General features: G+C 62.6%; 22 protein-coding genes. 18 read left to right on the forward strand and 4 right to left on the reverse strand.

Annotated elements, in window-relative coordinates; all coding sequences use genetic code 11:
* The 4 genes from H3221_RS21180 to hemN all read left to right on the forward strand — a co-directional run bounded on the left by H3221_RS21180 (position 1) and on the right by hemN (position 4,943).
* Complete coding sequence (locus H3221_RS21180) at positions 1 to 2,409, forward strand: heavy metal translocating P-type ATPase (protein ID WP_196476082.1); 2,409 nt, start codon at positions 1 to 3, stop codon at positions 2,407 to 2,409.
* A gap of 74 nt (positions 2,410 to 2,483) precedes the next feature.
* Complete coding sequence (ccoS, locus tag H3221_RS21185; RefSeq protein ID WP_196476083.1) at positions 2,484 to 2,690, forward strand: cbb3-type cytochrome oxidase assembly protein CcoS; 207 nt, start codon at positions 2,484 to 2,486, stop codon at positions 2,688 to 2,690.
* Positions 2,683 to 3,366, forward strand: a complete 684-nt coding sequence (locus tag H3221_RS21190; RefSeq protein WP_196476084.1) for a sulfite exporter TauE/SafE family protein — start codon at positions 2,683 to 2,685, stop codon at positions 3,364 to 3,366. Before ccoS ends, H3221_RS21190 begins: the two co-directional genes overlap by 8 nt.
* 194 nt (positions 3,367 to 3,560) lie before the next feature.
* Positions 3,561 to 4,943 carry an oxygen-independent coproporphyrinogen III oxidase gene (hemN, locus tag H3221_RS21195; protein WP_196476085.1) on the forward strand — a complete coding sequence of 461 codons (1,383 nt, stop codon included), beginning with the start codon at positions 3,561 to 3,563 and terminating at the stop codon, positions 4,941 to 4,943.
* A 47-nt stretch (positions 4,944 to 4,990) separates the two neighbouring features.
* Here hemN and H3221_RS21200 read toward each other — a convergent pair whose 3' ends face one another.
* Entirely contained in the window at positions 4,991 to 5,434 is a 444-nt protein-coding gene (locus tag H3221_RS21200) for a hypothetical protein (RefSeq protein ID WP_196476086.1), read from the reverse strand.
* A 153-nt stretch (positions 5,435 to 5,587) separates the two neighbouring features.
* Between H3221_RS21200 and fnr the strand changes: the two genes are divergently transcribed.
* The 7 genes from fnr (at position 5,588) to H3221_RS21235 (ending at position 11,873) form a co-directional block, all read left to right on the forward strand.
* The gene (gene fnr, locus H3221_RS21205; RefSeq protein WP_061239107.1) at positions 5,588 to 6,322 is read left to right on the forward strand and encodes a fumarate/nitrate reduction transcriptional regulator Fnr; all 735 of its coding nucleotides are present in this window, start codon (positions 5,588 to 5,590) and stop codon (positions 6,320 to 6,322) included.
* Between the two features lie 41 nt (positions 6,323 to 6,363).
* Positions 6,364 to 6,912 carry an adenine phosphoribosyltransferase gene (locus H3221_RS21210; RefSeq protein WP_196476087.1) on the forward strand — a complete coding sequence of 183 codons (549 nt, stop codon included), beginning with the start codon at positions 6,364 to 6,366 and terminating at the stop codon, positions 6,910 to 6,912.
* 83 nt (positions 6,913 to 6,995) lie between these two features.
* Positions 6,996 to 7,811: an ion transporter gene (locus H3221_RS21215; RefSeq protein WP_196476088.1), complete on the forward strand. Its 816-nt coding sequence runs from the start codon at positions 6,996 to 6,998 to the stop codon at positions 7,809 to 7,811.
* A 237-nt stretch (positions 7,812 to 8,048) separates the two neighbouring features.
* Positions 8,049 to 8,885 carry a metal-dependent hydrolase gene (locus tag H3221_RS21220; RefSeq protein ID WP_196476089.1) on the forward strand — a complete coding sequence of 279 codons (837 nt, stop codon included), beginning with the start codon at positions 8,049 to 8,051 and terminating at the stop codon, positions 8,883 to 8,885.
* 56 nt (positions 8,886 to 8,941) lie between these two features.
* Positions 8,942 to 10,495 carry a flavin-containing monooxygenase gene (locus tag H3221_RS21225; RefSeq protein WP_196476090.1) on the forward strand — a complete coding sequence of 518 codons (1,554 nt, stop codon included), beginning with the start codon at positions 8,942 to 8,944 and terminating at the stop codon, positions 10,493 to 10,495.
* Positions 10,492 to 11,376 (forward strand): SDR family NAD(P)-dependent oxidoreductase, encoded by an 885-nt coding sequence (locus H3221_RS21230; protein WP_196476091.1) that lies wholly within the window; start codon positions 10,492 to 10,494, stop codon positions 11,374 to 11,376. The genes H3221_RS21225 and H3221_RS21230 overlap by 4 nt, the downstream gene beginning before the upstream one ends.
* A 248-nt stretch (positions 11,377 to 11,624) precedes the next feature.
* Positions 11,625 to 11,873, forward strand: a complete 249-nt coding sequence (locus H3221_RS21235) for a hypothetical protein (protein ID WP_196476092.1) — start codon at positions 11,625 to 11,627, stop codon at positions 11,871 to 11,873.
* Positions 11,874 to 12,026: 153 nt separating this feature from the next.
* Here the strand turns inward: H3221_RS21235 and H3221_RS21240 are convergent, their stop codons facing one another.
* From H3221_RS21240 to H3221_RS21250, 3 genes are all read right to left on the reverse strand, one after another.
* On the reverse strand, positions 12,027 to 12,242 hold the full coding sequence (locus H3221_RS21240) for a DUF3820 family protein (protein ID WP_003243834.1): 216 nt from the start codon (positions 12,240 to 12,242) through the stop codon (positions 12,027 to 12,029).
* A gap of 68 nt (positions 12,243 to 12,310) precedes the next feature.
* Positions 12,311 to 12,904 (reverse strand): 2-hydroxychromene-2-carboxylate isomerase, encoded by a 594-nt coding sequence (locus H3221_RS21245; RefSeq protein ID WP_196476093.1) that lies wholly within the window; start codon positions 12,902 to 12,904, stop codon positions 12,311 to 12,313.
* A 43-nt stretch (positions 12,905 to 12,947) separates the two neighbouring features.
* Positions 12,948 to 13,679 (reverse strand): SDR family oxidoreductase, encoded by a 732-nt coding sequence (locus H3221_RS21250; RefSeq protein ID WP_196476094.1) that lies wholly within the window; start codon positions 13,677 to 13,679, stop codon positions 12,948 to 12,950.
* A gap of 89 nt (positions 13,680 to 13,768) precedes the next feature.
* Between H3221_RS21250 and H3221_RS21255 the strand changes: the two genes are divergently transcribed.
* From H3221_RS21255 to H3221_RS21285, 7 genes are all read left to right on the forward strand, one after another.
* Positions 13,769 to 14,335: a TetR/AcrR family transcriptional regulator gene (locus tag H3221_RS21255; RefSeq protein WP_192985036.1), complete on the forward strand. Its 567-nt coding sequence runs from the start codon at positions 13,769 to 13,771 to the stop codon at positions 14,333 to 14,335.
* A gap of 48 nt (positions 14,336 to 14,383) precedes the next feature.
* Positions 14,384 to 15,034, forward strand: a complete 651-nt coding sequence (locus H3221_RS21260; RefSeq protein WP_196476095.1) for a YceH family protein — start codon at positions 14,384 to 14,386, stop codon at positions 15,032 to 15,034.
* Between the two features lie 17 nt (positions 15,035 to 15,051).
* A complete protein-coding gene (locus tag H3221_RS21265; RefSeq protein ID WP_196476096.1) occupies positions 15,052 to 15,369 on the forward strand; it encodes an I78 family peptidase inhibitor in 318 nt (105 codons plus the stop codon).
* Between the two features lie 60 nt (positions 15,370 to 15,429).
* Positions 15,430 to 15,882, forward strand: a complete 453-nt coding sequence (locus H3221_RS21270) for a MarR family winged helix-turn-helix transcriptional regulator (RefSeq protein ID WP_160018292.1) — start codon at positions 15,430 to 15,432, stop codon at positions 15,880 to 15,882.
* 351 nt (positions 15,883 to 16,233) lie between these two features.
* Positions 16,234 to 16,659, forward strand: a complete 426-nt coding sequence (locus tag H3221_RS21275) for an organic hydroperoxide resistance protein (RefSeq protein WP_224490719.1) — start codon at positions 16,234 to 16,236, stop codon at positions 16,657 to 16,659.
* Positions 16,660 to 16,719: 60 nt separating this feature from the next.
* Positions 16,720 to 16,980, forward strand: coding sequence for a DUF2790 domain-containing protein (locus H3221_RS21280; protein WP_224490721.1), 261 nt, complete (start codon positions 16,720 to 16,722; stop codon positions 16,978 to 16,980).
* A gap of 36 nt (positions 16,981 to 17,016) precedes the next feature.
* The gene (locus H3221_RS21285; RefSeq protein WP_196477233.1) at positions 17,017 to 18,033 is read left to right on the forward strand and encodes an alpha/beta hydrolase; all 1,017 of its coding nucleotides are present in this window, start codon (positions 17,017 to 17,019) and stop codon (positions 18,031 to 18,033) included.
* The last annotated feature ends 162 nt before the right edge of the window (positions 18,034 to 18,195 follow it).

Consider the following 18,195-nt stretch of genomic DNA (forward strand, 5'->3'; position numbering starts at 1 on the left):
ATGCCCGCCCCTATTCCCTGCTATCACTGTGGCCTGCCGGTTCCCGCCGGCAGCCAGTTTCGTGCCGAGGTGCTCGGCCAGACCCGTGAAATGTGCTGCCCCGGCTGCCAGGCCGTGGCCGAAGCCATCGTCGCTGGCGGCCTGGAGCATTACTACAGCCATCGCAGCGAGAACGCGGCCAACCCACAGGCACTGCCCGCCGCCCTGCCGGACGAACTGGCGCTGTATGACCGCAGCGATGTACAGCAGCCCTTCGTCCAGCACGAGGGCGAACTGAGCGAAACCCAGTTGCTGATCGAAGGCATCAGCTGCGCCGCCTGCGGCTGGCTGATCGAGAAGCACCTGCGCGGCGTAGCGGGTGTGGCCGAAGCGCACCTGAACCTGTCCAACCACCGCCTGCAGGTGCGCTGGCAGGACAGCCAGATCGCCCTGAGCAAGCTGCTTGCCGAACTGCGCCGCATCGGTTACGCCGCCCACCCCTGGCGCGCCGACGAGGCCGCCGAGCGCATGGCCGCAGAGAACCGCCGGCGCATGCGCGAGCTGGGCGTGGCCGGACTGCTGTGGATGCAGGTGATGATGGCGACCATGGCCACCTGGCCGGAATTCAACATCGACCTGTCACCAGAGCTGGACAAGATCCTGCGCTGGACCAGCCTGTTCCTCACCACGCCCATCGTCTTCTATTGCTGCGGCCAGTTCTTCCGCGGCGCCCTGCGCGACTTGCGCACCCGCCACCTGACCATGGACGTCTCGGTCTCGCTGGCCATCGGCGGTGCCTACGTCGCCGGTATCTGGTCGACCGTCACCGGCCAGGGCGAGCTGTATTTCGACGCAGTCGGCATGTTCGCGCTGTTTCTGCTCGCCGGGCGCTACCTCGAGCGCCGTGCGCGAGAACGCACAGCCGCCGCTACCGCGCAACTGGTCAAGCTGTTGCCGGCCTCCTGCCTGCGCCTGGATGCAGATGGCCAGAGCCAGCGCATCCTGCTCAGCGAATTACGAGAAGGTGAGCAGGTGCTGGTCCAGCCCGGCTCGCTGATTCCCGCCGACGGGCGCATCCTCGTCGGCCAATCCAGTGTCGATGAATCGCTGCTTACCGGCGAGTACCTGCCACTGCCGCGCGGTATCGGCGACAGCGTCATCGCCGGCACGCTGAATGTCGAAGGTCCGTTGACCGTCGAGGTGCAGGCACTCGGTGATGCCACTCGCCTGTCCGCCATCGTGCGCCTGCTGGACCGAGCACAGAGCGAAAAACCGCGCCTGGCAGAAATCGCCGACCGCGTTTCGCAATGGTTCCTGCTGTTTATCCTGGTAGCTGCCGCCGTGGTCGGCCTTGCCTGGTGGCAGATCGACTCCAGCCGCGCCTTCTGGGTCGTGCTCGCCCTGCTCGTGGCCACCTGCCCCTGCGCCCTGGCCCTGGCCACACCGACCGCCCTGACCACCGCCACCGGCACCCTGCACAAGCTGGGCATGCTGCTGACCCGTGGTCATGTGCTCGAAGGCCTCAACCAGATCGACACCCTGGTGCTGGACAAGACCGGCACGCTGACTGAAGGCCGCCTGACGCTCAAGGCGATCCATCCGCTGCGTGATCTCGACGAGGGCACGTGCCTGGCCCTGGCCGCCGCACTGGAGAACCGCTCGGAACACCCCATCGCTCGCGCGTTCAGCCAGGCACCTCGCGCTGCGCAATCCGTCGATAGTCATCCGGGACAGGGCCTGCAGGGCCTGGTCGATGACCGCCTGCTGCGCATTGGCGAGGCCAGCTTCGTCTGCGCCCTGAGCGGTCAGGTCGTACCACCGATTGCCAGCGAGCACGGCCAATGGCTGCTGCTGGGCGATGAACAGGGGCCGCTGGCCTGGTTTGTCCTCGACGACCGCCTGCGTGACGATGCCCCGCAACTGATCGCCGCCGCCCGCGCCCGAGGCTGGCATATCCATCTGCTCTCTGGCGACAGCTCGCCGATGGTGGGCGAAGTCGCGCGCCAACTGGGCATCGAGGATGCCCGTGGTGGCCTGACCCCGGATGCCAAGCTAGCCGTGCTCAAGCAGTTGCACGGCGAAGGGCGTCGCGTGCTGATGCTCGGCGATGGCGTCAACGACGTACCGGTATTGGCCGCTGCCGATATCAGCGTGGCCATGGGTTCGGCGTCCGACCTGGCGAAAACCAGCGCCGACGCCGTGTTGCTGTCGAACCGTCTGAGCAGCCTGATCGATGGCCTGAAACTGGCCAAGCGCACGCGCCGCATCATCATCGAGAACCTTGCCTGGGCGACGCTGTACAATGGTCTGGTACTGCCCTTCGCCGCTCTGGGCTGGATCACACCGATCTGGGCAGCCGTGGGCATGTCCCTGAGCTCGCTGCTGGTGGTGCTCAACGCCCTGCGCCTCAGCAGCACCCCGAACACGTAGGAGCGAACGCTGCTCGCGAAGAAGCGGTTCTCGGGCAGAGCTCACTCCTACTCAGATGCCACCATGGAGACCGCATGTCCGCCCTCTATATCCTGATCCCCGTTGCCATCGGCCTGGTCGGCTTCGCCATCTGGCTGTTCTTCTGGGCGGTGGACAGCGGTCAGTACGACGATCTCGACGGCCCAGCGCACAGCATTCTGTTCGACGATGAAGATCCGCTGCATAAGGCTGGCGTCGAGCAGGCCGAAGAACACGGCAAGCAGGACAAACCTGATGCTTGAGCTGGCACCACTGCTGGTGTCTGCACTGATTCTCGGCCTGCTCGGCGGCGGCCATTGCCTCGGCATGTGCGGCGGCTTGATGGGCGCGCTGACTCTGGCGATTCCGCCCGAGCAACGCGGCCGGCGTCTGCAACTGCTGCTGGCTTACAACCTCGGGCGCATTCTCAGCTACAGCCTTGCAGGCTTGCTCCTGGGCCTGGCCGGCTGGGCCATTGCCGGCAGCAAAGCCGAAGTGGCGATGCGCACAATGGCTGCCTTGCTGCTGATTGCCATGGGTCTTTATCTGGCCGGCTGGTGGAGCGGGCTGACACGTATCGAAGCACTGGGCCGCGGCCTGTGGCGGTATATCCAGCCGCTGACACGGCGCGTGATGCCGGTCAGCAGCCTGCCGCGCGCCCTGGTTCTAGGTGGATTGTGGGGCTGGCTACCGTGCGGGCTGGTCTACAGCACCCTGCTGTGGGCGTCCAGCCAGGGCAACGCAGTCAACAGCGCCCTGCTGATGCTGGCGTTCGGCTTGGGCACCTGGCCGGTGCTGCTGACCACCGGGCTGGCTGCCGAGCGCATCACCACCCTGCTGCGCAAGCGCGGCGTGCGCTTGGCTGGCGGCCTGCTGGTCATTCTGTTCGGCATCTGGACCCTGCCCGGCCCCCACCAGCACTGGCTGATGGGGCACTAGAGCAGCGGCAAGCATAAGCACGAGCAGACGTAGCCCGGATGTAATCCGGGAGCAAGATATCCAACATCCCCGGTTTGCATCCGGACTACGCAGCAACAACCCCTGCGGCGCTCAACGCGCCTTTGATTCAGGTCAAGGCCACCGCCCAGGCGCATCCCTAGACTGGCCGCACAGCCTGTCCAGGATTATTTCCCATGCTCGAAGCCATCCAGTGGGATGCCGACCTGATCCGCCGCTACGATCTCGCCGGCCCGCGCTATACCTCTTACCCGACCGCCGTACAGTTTCACGACGATATCGGCCCGTTCGATCTGCTGCATGCGCTGCGCGACAGCCGCAAGGCACAGCGCCCGCTGTCGCTCTACGTGCACGTGCCGTTCTGCGCGCACATCTGCTACTACTGCGCCTGCAACAAGGTCATCACCAAGGACCGCGGCCGTGCCCTGCCCTATCTGGAAAAACTCGAGCGGGAAATCGAGATCATCAGCCGCCACATCGATCGCAACCAGCCAATCGAACAGCTGCATTTCGGTGGTGGCACGCCGACCTTCCTCAGTCACGACGAGCTGCGGCGGCTGATGCAGCACTTGCGCCAGCACTTCAACCTGCTTGATGACGACTCCGGCGATTACAGCATCGAGATCGACCCACGCGAGGCCGACTGGTCGACCATGGGCCTGCTGCGTGAACTGGGTTTCAATCGCGTCAGCATCGGCGTGCAGGATCTCGACCCCGAGGTGCAGCGCGCGGTCAACCGCCTGCAGACCCTGGAAGAAACCCGCGCCATCGTCGAGGCAGCGCGTACCCTACAGTTCCGCTCGGTGAACATCGACCTGATCTACGGCCTGCCCAAGCAGACGCCAGAGCGCTTCGCCCGCACCGTGGCCGAGGTCATCGCCCTGCAACCGGATCGCCTGTCGCTGTTCAACTACGCGCACCTGCCGGAACGTTTCATGCCGCAACGCCGCATCAGCTCCGACGACCTGCCGAGCCCAGCAGGCAAGCTGGCCATGCTGCAGAGCAGCATCGAACAACTGACACGCGCCGGGTATCGTTACATCGGCATGGACCACTTCGCCCTGCCCGACGACGAATTGGCCATCGCCCAGGAAGAAGGCACGTTGCAGCGTAACTTCCAGGGCTATACCACCCACGGCCACTGCGATCTGATCGGCCTGGGCGTTTCTGCCATCAGCCAGATCGGCGATCTGTACAGCCAGAACGACAGCGATATCGCCGCCTATCAGCAGACCCTGGGCAACGGCCAGCTGGCGACGCGCCGCGGCTTGCACTGCAATGCTGACGACCGTCTGCGCCGAGCCGTCATTCAGCAGCTGATCTGCCACTTCGAGCTGCGTTTCGCTGACATCGAACAGGCCCATGCCGTGGTGTTCCGCGACTACTTCGCGGCACTTTGGCCTGAACTTCAGCAACTCGACCGCGACGGTTTGATCGAGCTGGGTGCAGAAGAGATTCAGGTGCGCCCGGCCGGGCGCCTGCTGGTGCGCTCGCTGTGTATGCTGTTCGACCGATATCTCAACGATCAGGTACGCCAGCGTTTCTCCCGGGTGATCTGAACACGAGCAGCCAGCGCCGGTGACGAACTCCGTCACCGGCTGCCGGATCAACCCATCGCCAGCATGGCAGCAGTTTGCATCTGCTCACTCGACAGGTCGTTCTCGCGCATCAGCTTGATCAGGTTGGCATTGGCCGCGGTCAATGCACTATTGAGCGACGCCAGCTCGGTTTGCAGCCCTTCAAGCTGCTGGCGCTTTGTTTCCGCATCGAGGCTCTGATCGCTCATGATCGCCTCGACCTGCGCCTGCTTCTCGACGATCTGCGCACGCAACTCGCGGATCATCTTGAGCAGGTCCTTGATCGCTTTGGGTAGATCGCTGTTATCGATGTCCTCGTTCTTGTCGGACTTGGCCGACATGCTCTTGCCTAACTCGGACAGACTCACACGGAGCCCCTCGCGCACTTCCTCGGGAGTCCGCTCGACTGCGATAAATTGTCGCTGAACACCCTGGGCAAGATTACTCAGCGGCCCACTTGATGGTATGCGCATCGCGCTGCTCCCTGCGTTGGACTATGGTTCTACAGTCTGAATCGGCACCCTGTGGCTAAACTTGAGCGCTCGGTCAGCCCTTATATGACTGGCCGCCACCCAAGCCCTGCGGTACCCTTACGGACATTGCGTGTATATCTGGGAAGCCCGACGATGTCCGAGAGCATCAAGCTGCACAAGCAGCATCAAGCCCATTGCAAGGATTGCAGCCTGGCTGCCTTGTGCCTGCCCATTTCGTTGAACATGGAGGACATGGACGCGCTCGACGACATCGTCAAACGCGGCCGCCCGCTGAAGAAGGGCGAATTCCTGTTCCGCCAGGGTGATACCTTCGGCTCCGTGTTCGCCGTACGCTCCGGGGCGCTGAAGACCTTCAGCCTGAGCGATGGCGGTGAGGAGCAGATCACCGGCTTCCACCTGCCCAGCGAGCTGGTCGGCCTGTCTGGCGTCGACGGCGAGCGCTATCCGGTTTCCGCGCAGGCGCTGGAAACCACTTCGGTTTGCGAAATTCCCTTCGAACGTCTCGACGACCTGGCCCTGCAGCTACCACAGCTGCGCCGCCAGCTGATGCGTATCATGAGCCGTGAAATCCGCGACGATCAGCAGATGATGCTGTTGCTGTCGAAGAAAACCGCCGACGAACGCATCGCCACCTTCCTGGTCAATCTCTCCGCCCGCTTCCGCGCACGCGGCTTCTCGGCCAACCAGTTCCGTCTGGCCATGTCGCGCAACGAAATTGGTAACTATTTGGGCCTTGCGGTAGAGACGGTGTCTCGCGTATTTACCCGCTTCCAACAGAACAAGCTGCTCGAAGCCGAAGGCAAGGAAGTACACATTCTCGACCCGATCGAGCTGTGTGCTCTGGCTGGCGGTAATCTCGACGTTTGAGTTCGCAAGGTATTCGCGGGCTCAACGCATTAGGACCCACGATGATCTTCGACGAATTCAGCATCAAGACCCTGATCCGCCCGGTACCGGACTTCCCCAAGCCGGGCGTCATCTTTCGCGACATCACCCCACTGTTCCAGTCGCCGCGCGCCCTGCGCATGGTCGCAGACAGTTTCATCCAGCGTTACGTGGAAGCCGAGTTCAGCCATATCGGTGCCATGGACGCGCGCGGCTTCCTGATCGGCTCGATCATCGCCTACGAACTCAACAAACCTCTGGTGCTGTTTCGCAAGCAGGGCAAACTGCCGGCCGACGTGCTCAGTGAGGGCTACCAGACCGAATATGGCGAAGCCTTCCTCGAAGTGCACAGCGACAGTCTCTGTGAAGGCGATTCAGTGCTGATCTTCGATGACCTGATCGCCACCGGCGGCACCCTGATCGCTGCTGCCAACCTGGTGCGACGCATGCGCGCAGCGGTCTTCGAGGCCGCCGCGATCATCGACCTGCCTGAGCTGGGCGGCTCGCAGAAACTGCAGGACGCCGGCATCCCCACCTTCACGCTGACGGCCTTCGCGCTCGACAATCATTGAGCCGAAGCACCTGCCACCCGGAAGTGGGTTGTTGATTAAGCCGGGCAATGCCCGGCATCACCGATTACCTTGACCAGACTCCCATGCACGAACTCGAACTGAATCCATCCAGCGATTGGCGCCAGCGCCTGGGCGCAGTCATCGACGGCACGCCCGTACAACGCCTGATCACCCTGCTGATCATCATCAATGCCGTCATTCTCGGCCTGCAGACCTCACCGTCGATCATGGCCGACTGGGGCGCGCCACTGCTGATCCTCGATACCTTCATCCTCGCCTGCTTCGTCATCGAGTTGGCGCTGCGCTTCGTCGCGCGCGGCATCGGCCTGCTGCGCGATCCCTGGGCCGTATTCGATTGCCTGGTGGTCGGCATTGCCCTGGTACCGGCCAGCGGCCCCTTCGCCGTTCTGCGTGCCTTGCGCGTGCTACGGGTACTGCGACTGGTGTCGATCAATCCGAGCATGCGCAAGGTAGTGCAGGCACTGCTCGCTTCACTGCCTGGCATGGGTAGCATCGTCATGCTGATGGGGTTGGTGTTCTACGTCGCCGCGGTAATGGCCACCCAGCTGTTCGGTGAAAGCTTCCCCGAATGGTTCGGTAACATCGGCGCCAGCCTGTATACCCTGTTCCAGGTGATGACCCTGGAAAGCTGGTCGATGGGCATCGTGCGCCCGGTGATGGAAGAATATCCGCTGGCTTGGCTGTTCTTCGTGCCCTATATCCTCGTCGCGACATTCATGATGCTCAACCTGTTCATCGCCGTTATCGTCAACGCGATGCAGAGCACCCACGAGCCAGATGCCGAGGAGCAAGCCACAGTAGCTCGCGCACAGGCGATTCTCGACGAGCTGCGCGCACTGCGCAGCGAAGTGGCCGAGCTGCGCCGTAACACGCCGTAAGCCCCGCCGTCAGCGCAATCCGCCGTTTCTGGCGCTGCGGGTTGCGCACTCTTCCCCCTGATATCTGCCCATCAGACCCGTCTTAAGTTGGCGGCGCTCAGCCCCCGCACGCCCGATAGTTAAATCGTTCAATGACACAGTTGGTCTGTCGAGATTAACCACCTTCGGCACCGAGTGCTGCCAGCCCAAGCCGCACAACAATCGGGAGCACCAACGCCCCAGAAGAGGACTCGAACGATGAGCGCCAGTACTCCACTCCCCCAGACCAAATCCAGCTTTCCGGTGCGTCGCATGGACTTCAGTTTCAGCGATACACCGAAATACTGGTTCTACGACGACCCGTTCATGAGCCATTTCATGAACAACCTGTCGTCGCTGTTCCCCTACGGTGAGAAGTTCTTCGTCGACAGCGTGCGCGCCGTACGCGACCAGGTCAGCGAGCCGCAGCTGAAAAAAGACATAAGCGCCTTCATCGGTCAGGAGGCCATGCACTCCAAGGAGCATGCGGCCTATAACGACTACGCCAACGAGCACGATATCGACCTGGAGCGCCTCGAGCTGCGCATCAAGGTATTGCTCGAATGGACGACCCGCTTCAGCACCAAGAAGCAACGCCTGGCAGCGACCTGCGCCCTTGAGCACTTCACCGCGACCATGGCCGAGCAGTTACTCAACCGTGAGGACCTCACCACCCAGATGAACGACCCGAAGCTCTATCAACTGTGGATGTGGCACGCCATCGAGGAAAACGAGCACAAGGCCGTGTGCTACGACGTCTACCAGAAGGTCTACGGCGGCTACTTCACCCGTACGCTGGTGATGATGCTGACCACCCTGATGTTCCTCGGCGTGATCGGCTGGTTCCAGATTCACCTGCTGCGCAAGGACGGGCAACTGTTCAACTGGCGCAGTTGGGGCTTCGGCCTGAAGAAGCTGTTCGGCCCGCGTAATGGCTTCTTCACCAGGCTGCTCGGTCCGTATCTGGACTACTACCGCCCAGGCTTCCACCCCAGGGATCACGACACCGACACGCTGGAAAATCGCTGGCGCGAGCGCCTCGGTTTCAGCAGCTGAAGCCTCTTGACGTACGGATGTAGACACCAACAAGAACGACAAGCAGGAGTTCGGTCATGAATGCGCCCGTGTCACCCCCTAGCGCTGTCCGCCGATGCAAGATCGCCATCCTCGGCAGCGGCTTCTCCGGCCTCGGTATGGCCATTCGTCTCAAGCAACAGGGCGAGCAGGACTTCCTGCTGTTCGAAAAGGAAGCAGGTGTCGGCGGCACCTGGCGCGTCAACAGCTACCCGGGCTGCGGCTGCGACGTGCAATCGCATCTATATTCCTTCTCCTTCGAGCCCAACCCGAACTGGACGCGAATGTTCGCCAGGCAGCCGGAAATCAAGGCGTACCTGGAAGGTTGCTGGGAGAAGTACCGCCTGCAGGACAAGACCCTGCTGGACACAGAAGTGAGGCAGATGCGCTGGGATGAGCACGCCGAGCTATGGCATCTGCAGGACCGCGCCGGCAACCAGTACAGCGCGCAATTCGTGGTCTCCGGCATGGGCGCCCTGTCGACGCCCTCGATTCCCAAGCTCAAGGGTCTGGAGCATTTCACTGGCGAGATCTTCCACTCGCAACAGTGGAACCACAACTATGACCTGACCGGCAAGCGCGTGGCGGTAATCGGCACTGGCGCATCGGCCATCCAGTTCGTGCCGCAGATCCAGAAGCAGGTCGCGCGGCTCGATCTTTACCAGCGCACCGCGCCGTGGATCATGCCCAAGCCCGATCGTGCCATCCGCGATGGCGAGCGCATGCGCTTCAAGCGCTTCCCGCTGGCGCAGAAGCTCTGGCGCGGCGCGCTGTACGGCATTCTCGAAAGCCGGGTGATCGCCTTCGCCTTCGCCCCGCGCCTGCTGCGCATGGCCCAGGGTATCGCCAAGCTGTATATCAAGAAGCAGATCAAGGACCCGCTGCTGCGCGCCAAGGTCACCCCGGACTACACCATGGGCTGCAAGCGCGTTCTGATCTCCAACGATTACTACCCGGCGCTGACTCAGGCCAACGTCGAGGTGATCACCGACGGTATCGCCGAAATCCTGCCCAGCGGCGTGCGCAGCGTCGACGGCCAGGAGCGCGAAGTCGATGCCATCATCTTCGGCACCGGCTTCACCCCGAGCGACCCGCTACCACGCGACACGGTGTTCGGCCGTGGAGATGTAGACCTGCTCGACACCTGGCCCGAGGGCCCGGAAGCCTACAAGGGCACCATGACTGCCGGCTTTCCCAATCTGTTCTTCCTCATGGGCCCGAACACCGGCCTGGGCCACAACTCCATGGTTTACATGATCGAGTCGCAGATCACCTATGTGCTCGGCGCCCTCAGGCAACTCGAAGAGGGCCAACTGCAGAGTCTGGAGCCCAAGCGCGAGGCGCAGGACGCCTTCAACCGCAAGATCCAGGGCACCCTCGGCAGCACCGTATGGAATGCCGGCGGCTGCATGAGCTGGTACCTGCATCCGGTCAGCGGGCGCAACTGCACGGTATGGCCAGGTTTCACCTGGCGCTATCGCATGCTGACCCGCCACTTCGATCCGCATGCCTACCACTTCAGCCGCCAGCACGCCGCTCACCCGGCGCAGAGCAGTGCCATCACCCTCGATGCGCAGGAGGTCAACGCATGAAATCCTTCGAGAACAAAGTAGCCGCCATCACCGGCGCCAGCTCAGGTATCGGCCGTGCCCTCGCCTGTCACCTGGCGCGCCAGGGTTGCCACCTGGCGCTGTCCGACATCAACGTCGAGGGCCTCAAGGAAACCGCCGAACAGGCGCGCAAGCTCGGCGTCAGCGTCAGCCAGCAGCAGGTCGACGTTGCCGACCGTGCTGCCGTCGAGGCCTGGGCCGAGCAGATCGTCAGCGAGTTCGGCCGAGTCAACGCCATCTTCAACAATGCCGGCGTGGCTCAGGGCGGCACCGTGGAAGGCAACGCCTACGCCGATTACGAATGGATCATGAGCATCAACTTCTGGGGCGTAGTCAACGGTACCAAAGCCTTTCTGCCGTACCTCAAGGCGGCGGGCCAGGGCCATGTGGTCAACGTGTCCAGCGTCTTCGGCCTGTTCTCCCAGCCCGGCATGAGCGCCTACAACGCCAGCAAGTTCGCCGTGCGCGGCTTTACCGAGTCGCTTCGTCAGGAACTGGACATGGCCGCCTGCGGCGTTTCCGCCAGTTGCGTGCACCCCGGCGGCATCCGCACCAACATCGCCAAGACCGCGCGGATGAACGACAGCCTGGCCAAGGTCACCGGTCAGGCCGCCGAACAGGCACGTCAGCAATTCAACGACCAGCTGCTACGCACCACGCCGGAGCAGGCGGCCAGGGTCATCGTAAATGGAGTGCTGGTCAACAAACGGCGCATTCTGATCGGTGCCGATGCCCATGCCCTGGACTGGATGCAACGCAGCATGCCGGCGCTGTACCAACGCCTGGTCACTCTGTCGATGCGCCTGGCTGCCCGCTTCGCGCCCAAAACACGGGGCACGGACGGGGTGCGCGAGATATCCTAGGGCGCACCGATGCTGGCTGCATGCCCTTGGTACGCACGATGCCCAGGGCTTCGAGAATCAGGGTGAGCGCCTACGACAACGCGAGAAAAGTGGCACGTTTGTCGGCCAACATTCGGTTCGCCAGCATTTGCGCTAAGGTCTGGAGGCAGACGCATCACTCATCCACGCGGCGCCGCCACCGGCTCCCAGCTGGAACCTCGGTGTAGCGTCGACACCGAGGGCGGCACCTTGAACCACGAGGTGGCCTCATGAGCGCGCTTACCTGCACCCACCGCGACCACACCATCCACGCCCGTGTCATGGAACACCCCGGCCTGCCGACACCCTGGGCCGGCGGTTGCCAGATTACCGATCCTGACGGCAACACCAGCAAACGCCAGACCTTGCCGGTGGATTACGCCTTCATGGATGACCTGAGCAAGGCCCAGCACGCATCCATCGCTCATGGCAAATGGCTGGTAGACCAGAAGCTGGATCACGGCCGCAGCTGGCATTGAGGCCAACTCAGGCGTAGGGTGCGCCGTGCGCACCGATGGTCCGCACTGGCTACTTTTGCAATGTGCAGGGGCGGTGCGCGTGACGCACCCTACGAGTCGTAGCCCGGATGGAATCCGGGAGAGATCGGAAATGGTCCCCGGATTGCTTCCGGGCTACGAACGGTCGCGCAACGGATCGAGCAGCGGCTTGAGGCCGTTGTGATCGATCTCCTGCATCAGCGCGAGCAGTTGGCCCAGCTCGCCCTTGGGAAAGCCCGTGCGGGCGAACCAGTTGAGGTAGTGCCCCGGCAGATCGGCGATCAGTCGATCCTTGTACTTGCCGTAAGGCATGCGGCGAGTCACCAGGAGTTTCAGCGCTTCGGGATTCATCGGTTGCTCGAATGGCCGGAAAATGATCCGGCCATTGTGCCAGGCATCAGGCCCTGGGCGAAAAGCACCTAGCCACGAAGTGCTTCGCGAACGAAGTCCAGGCGATCCTGACCGAAGAGCATCTCGCCGCCGACAAAGCAGGTTGGCGCGCCAAATACGCCGCGCTTGACCGCCTCCTCGGTAGTCGCCTTGAGCGCGTCCTTCACTGCCGGTTCGGCGATCTGCGCCTGCAGAACGGCCGCATCGAAACCAGCGGCAACCAGCACGCCTGCCACCTTGGCCGGATCCCCCATGTTCACCCCGTCGACCCAGATCGCCCGGAACAGCGCCTGCAAGGCATCGTCGAAACGCTCCGGCTGATACGATTGCACCGCCACCAGCAAGCGCATCGGCGTCAGGGTATTGATCGGAAAATGCGGATTGAAGCGCATCGGCACGCCGTAACGCTCGGCAAAGCGCGCCAGGTCGCGAATCATGTAACGGCCCTTGGCTGGAATCATCGCCGGTGAGGCGTTGCCAGTGGCCTGGAACACGCCGCCGAGCAGCATGGGTCGATACACCAGTTCAGCGTCTGCGTCGCGACACAGACCAGGCAGCTGGGTATAGGCCAGGTAGGACGCCGGACTGCCCAGGTCGAAGAAGAACTCTACTGTCTTGCTCATCCGTTTCACTCGCTCGTTATTGTGATTATGGGCTCAACGCAGATTACCAGCGCTCCATCCACGGCCGCAGGTCCAGCTCGAACGTCCAGGCGTCGCGCGGCTGTGCATGCAAAAACCAATAGCTGTCGGCAATGTGCACGGGATCGAGGATGCCATCCTGATCCTTCTTGGCGTAGAGCTCGGGAAAGCTGTCGCGGATGAAGGCGGTATCGATGGCACCATCGACCACCACATGGGCGACATGGACATTCAACGGCCCCAGCTCACGCGCCATGCTCTGCGCCAGCGCCCGGATACCGTGCTTGGCCCCGGCGAAAGCGGCAAATCCGGCGGCGCCGCGCAGACCCGCAGTCGCGCCGGTAAACAGGATGGTGCCACGGCCACGGGCGACCATTCGCCTGGCCACCGCCTGACTGGTGAGAAAGCCTGAGAAGCAGGCCATTTCCCAGATCTTGAAGTACTTGCGTGCGGTTTCATCGAGGATGCTGCAAGGCACATTGGCGCCGATATTGAACACCATCACCTCGATCGGCCCGATGTCACGCTCGATGCTCTCGACCAGTTCAGCCACCTGCTCCTCGCGCCGTGCATCGGAAGCAAAACCGTGCGCCTCACCGCCTTCGCCGCGAATTTCCTCCAACAGCGGCTGCAGCTTGTCCAGGCTGCGCCGGGTGACGCAGGCGACATACCCCTCACGGGCAAAACGCCGGGCGATGGCGCCGCCGGTGGCATCACCGGCGCCAATGATCAACGCGACCTTCTTGTTCTCGTGCATGGCCTTCTCCATTAACTAACGGTCGTTAGCTGAACGAACGTTATGCTATGCTCTCGGGCAGGTCAACCCAGCATAGAACGGAGTCATCCATGCGCTATTGCGCCGAACACAAGGCCGAAACCCGCGAGCGTCTGCTCGCCAGCAGCGGCGCTATTGCCAAGCAGCAAGGTTTTGCCGTGACCGGCGTGGACGCGCTGATGAAGACCATTGGTCTAACCGGCGCAGCCTTCTACAGCCATTTCCCGAGCAAGGATGACCTGTTCGTCGAGCTGATCGAACGCGAGCTGCGCAACAGCCTGAGCCGACTTGGCGGCGAACCGGGTGACGCCGGGCGTGACAAGCTGCAACGCTGCCTGACAGCCTATCTCAGCCTGGCGCATGTCGAGCAGCCGGACAAAGGCTGTGTACTACCGACCCTGGGTGCGGAGATCGCCCGTGCCGATGAGCGCGTCCGGCTGCGTACCGAGCAGCAGATCCTGCAGTTGCAGAGCACCTGGGCCGAGATCATCGGTGACCCGCAACTGGCCTGGACGATTCTCGCGCAATGCCTGGGCAGCCTGCTGCTGGCGCGCATGATGGCCAGCCAGGAATCGCGTCAGCAGGTGCTCGGCGCCAGCCTGGACATGCTCGAACATACATTGAAGCCTGTCAGCTGAGCGCGGATGCCGTTAACCTATACGGGTTCTTTCTGCCAGGATTGATCCATGTCGCACACCCCTTCCCCGCTGGTTGGTGAAACCCCGCTGCACGCTGCCGAAGTGCGCATCCTCGGCTGCCTGATCGAAAAGCAGCTGACCACGCCGGAAACCTATCCGCTGACGCTCAATGCCGTGCAACTGGCCTGCAACCAGAAAACCAGTCGCGAACCCTTGATGAACCTGGAAACCGGTGAAATCGGGCGCTACTTGCGCAGCCTGGAAGGTCGCAAGCTGGTGCACCTGGTGATGGGTAGCCGTGCCGACCGCTGGGAACAGCGTTGCGACAAGCAGCTGGAGTTGGTCAAACCACAGACTGTACTGCTCGGCCTGCTGCTGTTGCGCGGCCCGCAGACGCTCAATGAGCTGCTCACGCGCAGCAATCGCATGCACGATTTCGACGATGTCGCGGAGGTCCAGCATCAGCTGGAGCGTCTGATCGGTCGAGGTCTGGCGCTACTGCTGCCGCGCCAGAGTGGTCAGCGCGAGGATCGCTACATGCATCTGCTGGGCGAATCTGCAGATCTGGAAAGCCTGCTGGCCAGCCGCCCTGCTGCTCGCGGGGAAGCTGCGGCACCTAGTGAAGATAGACTGGTCGAACTCGATGCGCGCATCGCCGCCCTCGAAGAACGTCTGGCGCGCCTGGAAGGCGCGCAATAACCCAAGGAGCTCATGCATTGAATTTCAAAACTCGTCTCTGCTTCATCCTAGGCGCCACCCTGCTTGCAGCCGGTTGCAGCAGCACCACTGAGAAACCGGCCCCCGCAGCCGCGCCGAACGGCCCTGCGCCGGACAGCTGCACCTCGTCCGCTGTCGAACATTTCAAAGGCCAGACCGCGACACCCGAACTGCTCGAACAGGCACGCCAGCAAGCTGGAGCGAGCACCGCTCGCATTCTCACGCCAAACAGCGTGGTGACCTTGGAATACAATGGTCAGCGCCTTAACCTCAACGTTGACGATCAGCGAGTGATCACCCGCGTATCCTGCGGCTGATGTCACCGGTGGTGCGGGTTGCCCCGCATCACTGCCACCCCCTTTGCACAGGCCAATGCCATGACTTCCCAAGTGGAACCCTGCGCCGAGCTGATGCTGGACAACCAGCTGTGCTTCGCCCTCTATTCCACCTCGCTGATGATGACCAAGACCTACAAGCCCCTGCTGCAGGCGCTCGGTCTCACCTATCCGCAGTATCTGGCCATGCTGGTGCTGTGGGAAAACGAGGGCATCACCGTCAGTGAGATCAGCGCGCGCATGCTGACCGACCCCGGCTCGCTGACGCCTCTACTCAAGCGCCTGGAAAGCGAAGGCCTGCTGCAACGCCAGCGCAGCAGTCAGGACGAGCGCGTGGTGCAGCTGTACCTGACCGACAAAGGTCGCGCCCTGCACGAACAAGCCAAAGCATTGCCTGCCTGCATCCTCAAGGCTTCTGCGTTGAACATGGAACAGCTGGGCAAGCTGCGTGGGGACCTGATCGAACTGCGTAGCCACCTGCAAGACGCCCTCTGACCCCAGGCGATGCCAGCCATCGCCTGCTCTCGCTATCCACTGCTAGGCGAAACCCTGTTCACGCCGCGCTCAACGGCCTCCCTCGCCTATTCACACCTCCCTCACTGGCTCATCCTGAGCCTCGATTCGCTCTGAATCTGGCCAATCACCTACAACATCTGCTGCAAAGCATGGCCGCAACCCCTGCCGCGCCTACTTATTCCTGAAAAATAAACGCTTATAACCAAATCTTCCATCAATTTATCTTGCGCACTAATGTTTTGCGCAATATAGTTCGCTCCATGGAAACGGTTGGCGCACAAAAGATTAGCAAACCAATCCATCCCTACCCCACCGACAAGGATCAATGCCATGACTATCGAAAACGTTCTGTACCGCGCAACTGCTGAAGCCTTTGGTGGCCGTGAAGGCCGCGCTGTCTCCTCCGACGGCATCCTCGACATCGCCCTGTCCACCCCGAAAGAACTCGGCGGCGCCGGCGGTAATGGCACCAACCCGGAGCAACTGTTCGCTGCCGGCTATTCCGCCTGTTTCCTCGGCGCCCTGAAATTCGTCGCCGCCCGTGACAAGCTGAGCATCCCGGCTGACACCTTCATCGAAGGCACCGTCGGCATCGGCGCCATCCCCACCGGCTTCGGCATCGAAGTGGAACTGCGCATCAGCCTGCCCGGCCTGGCCCAAGAAGCCGCACAAACCCTGGTGGATCGCGCGCACATCGTCTGCCCGTACTCCAACGCCACCCGCGGCAACATCGACGTCACCCTGACCATCGTCTGACAGCTGGCAGCCAGCGCTCGTGGCCATCGCCCGAGCGCGGCACCCAAGAGGAGAACCACCATGAAAGCCCGCACCCTGTTCGCCACCGCCCTGACCGCTCTCGCACTCAGCGCGTCGCTCACCAGCCTCGCCCACAGTGCCGAGGCCACGCCCTACCGCTACGGCCAGAACCTGGATATCGCCAAGGTGATTTCCATCGACGCGCCCAACAGCCCACAGTGCGAAGTGGTCACGGCAACGATGACCTACCGCAACAGCGCGGGTGACGTGGAAGTTCTCAGCTACGAACAACTCTCCAGCGTTTGCACCAACCAGAACTGACAACCAGCAGCCCAACTGATCGACAGGAGCTTGACCATGAACATTTCTCGCACTCTGACTGCCGGGCTGCTCGCCTTGGCCATCAACAGCAGCTTCGCCGCTGGCGGCCCCGGCGTGGAACGCAATACCCAGGGTTTCCTCGATGCCCTGGCAGCCGGTGGCGGTCAGCCGCTGGAAACCCTCTCGCCGAAAGACGCCCGCGCCGTACTGGTGGGTGCTCAGGCCAGTGTCAAGGTGGACCTGTCCGGCATCGTCGTGGACACCAAGGTGATCCAGGTGAATGGCCAGTCGCTCACCCTCAAGGTGGTGCGCCCCGAAGGTGCTCGCGGCATTCTGCCGGGCTTCATGTTCTTCCACGGCGGTGGCTGGGTACTGGGTGATTATCCGACCCACGAACGCCTGATCCGTGACTTGGTAGTAGGTTCTGGCGCAGCCGCGATATACGTCGACTACACGCCGTCGCCGGAAGCCAAGTACCCGACCGCGATCAACCAGGCCTATGCCGCCACGAAGTGGGTCGCCGATAACGGCAGCCAGATCGGTGTCGACGGCTCGCGCCTGGCCGTAGCCGGTAACAGCGTTGGCGGCAACATGGCCGCCGTGGTGGCCATCAAGGCCAAGGAAGCCGGTACGCCGAAACTGCGCGCTCAGGTGTTGCTGTGGCCGGTGACCGACGCCAACTTCAACAACGGTTCCTACAACCAGTTCGCCGAAGGCCACTTCCTGACCCGCGGCATGATGGAATGGTTCTGGGACAACTACACCACCGACCCGAAGCAGCGTAACGAGATCCATGCCTCGCCACTGCGTGCCAGCCTGGAGCAGCTCAAAGGCCTGCCACCAGCACTGGTGCAGACCGCCGAAATGGACGTGCTGCGTGACGAAGGCGAAGCCTACGCTCGCCGCCTGAACGCCGCCGGTGTGCCGGTGACCGCTGTGCGCTACAACGGCATGATCCACGACTACGGCCTGCTCAATGTGGTGTCCGAAGTACCGGCGGTACGCTCCGCCATGGATCAGGCGGCGCAAACGCTGAAAAACAGCCTCAAATAAGCGGCTGAAAAAAGAAACCCCGCCACCGTCGCCGGTCGCGGGGTTTTGCTTTTGTAAAAGCGGCTGGGCGGCATTGCGCTCTAGCCGCAAGTGTTTCCTGTCGCGGCTAAAGCCCCTCCCACGGTACAGCGGGCTTACACAGCGCTGCGCACCTGCTCCCAG

The organism is Pseudomonas chaetocerotis, from assembly GCF_015712105.2.
GTDB classification, from domain to species: domain Bacteria; phylum Pseudomonadota; class Gammaproteobacteria; order Pseudomonadales; family Pseudomonadaceae; genus Aquipseudomonas; species Aquipseudomonas chaetocerotis.